Raw genomic sequence first — 354 nt, forward strand, 5'->3', positions numbered from 1 at the left:
TTTCGGCATATTTGCCAATTAGCTGCACGGTACCATCTTTATCAATCGTATAATCGGTGGCGGCAGTCAAAGGATCTCCAGTGGAGGTAACGGCACCCTTTAAGTTAACTGATACCGGATAAACCACCGTTTTCTCCAAAGTAGTCCCCTTAGGCATTGGATCCTTTATTTGCGCATCCTTCAATGTATTTGCATCAGTATTAACCAAGACATCCCAAGTAATTTGTTTGTTGTCTTTGGACACCGCTCCGGTTTTAGCAATATCACTGCCACCAGTCGGATTAACGATAATATTAGTTGTTTTAGGGCCATCCTTTGTCGGAATATCGATTACTTGACTGCCAGTGGTCGTTT

At 42.9% G+C, this 354-nt stretch carries 1 protein-coding gene; it reads right to left on the minus strand.

What is annotated here, in order from left to right; translation table 11 throughout:
• Positions 1-354, minus strand: a 354-nt coding sequence (locus CBI42_RS11590) for a collagen binding domain-containing protein (RefSeq protein ID WP_142294147.1), incomplete at both ends; no start/stop codon positions are given.

The sequence above is a fragment of the Streptococcus sp. KR genome, assembly GCF_002238115.1.
Taxonomy (GTDB): domain Bacteria; phylum Bacillota; class Bacilli; order Lactobacillales; family Streptococcaceae; genus Streptococcus.